The organism is Sulfitobacter sp. (assembly GCF_036960155.1).
GTDB lineage: Bacteria > Pseudomonadota > Alphaproteobacteria > Rhodobacterales > Rhodobacteraceae > Sulfitobacter.
In genome coordinates, this window is the sequence record NZ_JBALWB010000031.1 from 1 (window position 1) to 4,821 (window position 4,821).

The 4,821-nt window shown below is 52.2% G+C and carries 5 protein-coding genes; all 5 read left to right on the forward strand.

Annotation, left to right across the window (positions count from 1 at the left end; translation table 11 throughout):
- Positions 1-210: 210 nt before the first annotated feature.
- Complete coding sequence (locus tag V7775_RS24625; protein ID WP_443070164.1) at positions 211-1,515, forward strand: ABC transporter substrate-binding protein; 1,305 nt, start codon at positions 211-213, stop codon at positions 1,513-1,515.
- 35 nt (positions 1,516-1,550) lie between these two features.
- A complete protein-coding gene (locus tag V7775_RS24630) occupies positions 1,551-2,477 on the forward strand; it encodes a branched-chain amino acid ABC transporter permease (RefSeq protein ID WP_335754581.1) in 927 nt (308 codons plus the stop codon).
- Positions 2,474-3,418: a branched-chain amino acid ABC transporter permease gene (locus V7775_RS24635; protein WP_335754582.1), complete on the forward strand. Its 945-nt coding sequence runs from the start codon at positions 2,474-2,476 to the stop codon at positions 3,416-3,418. Before V7775_RS24630 ends, V7775_RS24635 begins: the two co-directional genes overlap by 4 nt.
- Entirely contained in the window at positions 3,415-4,137 is a 723-nt protein-coding gene (locus V7775_RS24640) for an ABC transporter ATP-binding protein (protein WP_335754585.1), read from the forward strand. Before V7775_RS24635 ends, V7775_RS24640 begins: the two co-directional genes overlap by 4 nt.
- Positions 4,130-4,821: ABC transporter ATP-binding protein (locus V7775_RS24645; RefSeq protein ID WP_335754583.1), on the forward strand; the 692-nt coding region annotated here is incomplete at its 3' end. The genes V7775_RS24640 and V7775_RS24645, both read left to right, overlap by 8 nt.

The following is a 4,821-nucleotide window of genomic DNA, read 5'->3' on the forward strand; positions in this document are numbered from 1 at the left end:
AAATTATGTTTTAAAAACAGAGACGTAGTTTTGGTTCAGGTAGGTTTATGTGTGTTGATGATTGGCTACACAATGTTTGGATTGTGGCTGTTGGCGAGTCCTCGGGGCGCTTAATCTGAAAAAACAGTGGACATTTCGTTTGTATACACACAATAATATTTCATGACAGCGGCGAAAATAATGACCGCGTTGACAACATGGAGTGCGAAAATGACCTACGGAATTAAGAAATCATCAAAGATTAGCCGCCGTTCCACATTGCTTGGTTTGGGTGCCGGTGTTGGCGCGATGGCAACTGCGGGGGCCTTTCCGGGGTCACTTGGATTTGCCCAAGCCCAAAGCTCAGCGCCGATCAGGATCGGCTTTCAGAAGCATGCGACGGGCATCGGTGCGGCGTATGGTCGGTGGTACGATGCCACGACAACAGCGGCAGTAAAGCGCATCAATGACAATGGTGGCATCAACGGACGCCCTGTTGAGGTTGTGACCGAAGACGACGGCACGGACCCAAGCCGCGGCGCGGAAGTGTTGGAGAAATTTGCGAACCAACATGAGTGCGATGTCGCATTTGGCACGTTGTTCAGCCACGTTGTGATCGGTTCTGCACCCCGTGCTGCCGAACTTAAGATGCCGTATTTTGTGGTCTCTGAGGGGCACCACGTCGCAAGCGGGATGTTAAACCGTTATACGCTTCAGCCCGGCATCACGGATGTGAAAAGCCAGGTGCAGGCGATGGCGCCATTTGTTGCTGGTAATTTGGGTAAGAAGGTCACGATGATTTTCCCTGACTTTGCCTTTGGCCATGATCACCGTGATTTCTTTACCAAGGCAATCGAAGCGCAGGGTGGCGAAGTTGTTGCAAGCATTGCAATTCCGCCAACAGAAACCACATTCACCCGCTATTTCCCCAGCATTCCACGTGAGACCGAAGTCATCTATCACGTCATGGTTGGCCCTGCTGTTCTGACGTTTGTCAAAGAACTGGGTGAGTTTTTTGGGCCAAACCGTCCAGAGATTTTTGGGTTCATTGATAGCCTTGAAGCGGTGGACATCAACAGCACCGGTCTTGAGTTCCTTGAAGGCACGTATTTCTGGGAAGGCATGCCGCGCCACGCCCAAGACGACCAATCAGAGTTTGAGAAAACCTATCGCGCCGCTGTTGGCGTTGATGATCGGGGTGCGTCCCTTGATGATCCGGCTGATGTATCCACCTACGCGCATATGTTTGGCTGCTGGGAGACTTTGAACATCATCAAAGCAGGCATGGAAACATCCGGCTATCAAGGCCCACAAGACCGCAGCAAACTGATCGAAGCCGTTGAGGCGATGACAGACATGCCACATTCTGAGGACCACCCGCAGGGTGCAAAACGCTTTAACGGCAAAACCCACCAAACCTTTGGGGCGCAATACATCTCCAAAGTGACGGATGGGAAGCTGGCGGTTCAGCACACCACCTCAATCGAAGACGGAATGTACGAAGACGAAGTCGATTACACGACCCAATCTTTCTAAATCAATAAGGCCGTCGAAAGAATAGGAATACCCAAATGGAATTTGGACCTCATCTGATGCTCGCCTCCCTTGAGGGGGCGGTCATCGCAGCAATACTTGTGCTTACAGCTATGGGCTTGAGTATTGTTTTTGGTGTGATGCGCGTTGTGAATGTAGCTCATGGAGAATTCTTCATGTTAGGCGCGGTTCTTGCGTGGTTCATCACCACATTGATCGGCGGCCATCCCGCACTTGGTTTTGGTGTGGCTCTTGTTGTTGCACCCTTGTTGGTAGGCGCGCTTGCTGCGTCTGCCGACTGGTTGATTTTGAAACGGATCAACTATGACCCCGACAGAACCATTGTGGGTACCATCGGGATGCTTTTTGTCATTCAGCAAACCACGCTGATGACATTCGGCCCCGAGGCCCGCCCTGTTGAGGCCCCCTTTAATCAACGCTTGTCACTGCCATGGTTTGAGTTTGGCGAAAACGGGTTTGCCATGACGTGGCCTTGGGGGTTGAGTACAACCAGCTACAAGCTTTTTGTCATTGCAGCGGCTTTGGTTGTGTTGGTTGCGCTCTGGGTTTTTCTGACACGTACAAAGATCGGTTTGATCATGCGGGCCACGCAACAAGACAGTGAGATGGCGCAGGCCTTTGGCGTTCCTGTTGGCTTGGTCTATTCATGTGTATTTGGGTTGGGCGCCGCTTTGGCGGCTCTTGGGGCTGTCCTTGTTGTGCCGATCCAGCAGGCTCACTATCTTATGGGCGCTGATCCTCTTCTCTTGGCCTTTATCGTTGTTATCATCGGTGGTCTTGGGAGTTTACCAGGCACGGTGATCGCAGCGGTTCTGATCGGAATGAGTGACGGGATCATCTCGGTCTTCTTCACACCGACGCTGGCAAAAATCATCGCGACATTTGTTGTGGCAATGGTGCTGGTATTCCGTCCACAAGGGCTGATGGGGAAGACATCTTCATGACATCTCTTGGTAAACCAACCTTGCTTCATTTTGGCATTCTGGCTGTGCTTGCTGCCTTGTTCTTTATTTTACCCGTCTACCACGCCGGGGCATTCTCGCGGATCATGGTCTTGGCCATCTATGCGATGGGTTTTAATCTGTTGTTTGGGTACACGGGGCTGCTTAGCCTTGGTCACGCGATGTTCTTTGGGGCAGGGATGTACGGCTTTGGCCTTGCGATAAAGTTTTTAGGCGCGCCTGTGCCATTGGCTTTTGTTGTTGCGATAGGCGCGTCTGCGTTGCTTGGTGTTGTTGTGGGGTTCCTTGCGCTGCGGACTGTCGGCGTTGCCTTTATGATCGTCACATTGATGTTCGCGCAAACTGCATATCTTGTGGTGCTCTATTTTGGTGAATTTACGCGCGGCGATGAAGGTTTTGTTTTGCAACAAGCTGAGCGGCTTGTGTTTGGGCTGGACGTCACCTCCGAGATGGGGCGCTATTTTACAGCCTTCACTTTGTTTGCGGTCTGCTTCCTTGGTCTGGCCAAGCTGGTGCAAACGCCCTTTGGAAAACGGCTTGTTGCTATTCGTGAAAACGAAGAGCGGGCGCGGATGCTGGGATATGATGCAGGGCGATACAAGCTGTTGGCGTTGATCGTATCTGCCACGGTATCGGGCATTGCGGGGGCATCTTATGCGCTGCTGTTTGGGTATGTCGGTGCCACGTTTGCCACCGTCCAGTATTCCATCTTGCCGTTGCTTTGGGTTCTTTTGGGTGGGGCTGGGACAACGATTGGCCCGCTCATTGGCGTAATCTTCATGTTCTACCTTATTGACGCGTCCAGCGCATATACGAACGCTTACATGCTGATTGCTGGTGTTGTTCTTATCATACTTACAGTCTTCGCGCCGAAAGGCTTGGCTGGAATCTTACGTACAAAGGTGATGCCATGGCTGCCGTGAATATACTTGAAACCAAGGGACTGACTAAAATCTATGGCGGCTTGAAAGCAAATACTGACGTCGACTTCACCCTTGCACGTGGCAAGGTAACAGCGCTGATTGGCCCCAATGGGGCGGGCAAATCAACTTTTGTCGGCATGGTCAGTGGTCGAACTATGGCCACACGCGGACAGGTGTTTTTTGAAGGGCGCGACATTAGCAAGCTGCCAGCGCACAAGCGTATCCAGCTTGGTTTGGCATATACCTTCCAGATCACATCCATCTTTCGTGGTCTCAGTGTTTATGAAAATGTGGCCCTTGCGGCGGGGCGGACCCTTGCGGGGACGCCACGCCTTTTGGATGAAAAGGTGCGTGCGGCTCTGCAACGTGTTGGCATATCTGAACGGTCCGACCAGATCGCGGGTGATTTAAGTTACGGTCATCAACGGATTCTGGAAATTGCGATGGGTCTGGCGCAAGACCCGAAGATCTTCATTCTGGATGAACCAACGCAGGGTCTGGCGGAAACCGAGGTTGATGACTTTATCACTCTTATTCGGTCGCTTGCCGGGGAAACCACAATCTTGCTGATTGAACACAATATGAAAGTTGTTATGGGCACTGCGGACTTCATAACAGTGCTGGATCAGGGGATGGTTCTGGCCGAAGGGTCGCCCAAAGATATCCATGAAAACGCTGCGGTGCAGGCCGCCTACCTTGGGACCGATGTAAATGCTTGAAGTGAAAAACATCCATGCGGCTTACGGGCCTGTTAAGGTTCTTTATGGCGTATCCCTTAGCGTACAACCGGGTGAAATTCTGTGCCTGCTGGGCAGAAATGGGGCCGGTAAATCCACAATCATGAAATCCATCATGGGTCTTTTGCCGGTCTCTGAGGGCAGTGTTTCCTTGGACGGCGAAAACCTGAGTGATCTGCCTCCTCATCTGGTGCCAAAACGCGGCATCGGATATATCCCACAAGGCCGTCGCTTATTCGCTGAGCTGACGGTGTCAGAGAACATCGAGATGGGTCTGATGACACGTCGCCAAGGTGGCGACACACGCGAATGGGTGCTGGATCTGTTTCCTCGGCTGCGTGAGCGGCTTGACCAACAAGCACATACATTATCGGGCGGCGAGCAACAGATGTTGGCGACCGCGCGCGCGCTGTGTTTGCGGCCAAAGGTCTTGCTGCTGGATGAACCTACCGAGGGGCTACAGCCCTCGATGATCGAACAAATCCGACAGGTCATCCTGAAAATGAAAGCAGAAGGGTTCGCCATCATCCTCGTTGAGCAGCGCGTTGAAGCTGTCCTCTCAATCGCCGACCGCGTCACCTTCATTGAAGGCGGCAAAGACATCGAAACAACAACAGCAAAAGATCTCAGCGATAACCCCAACAAAATTAGCCAGTACCTTGGGGT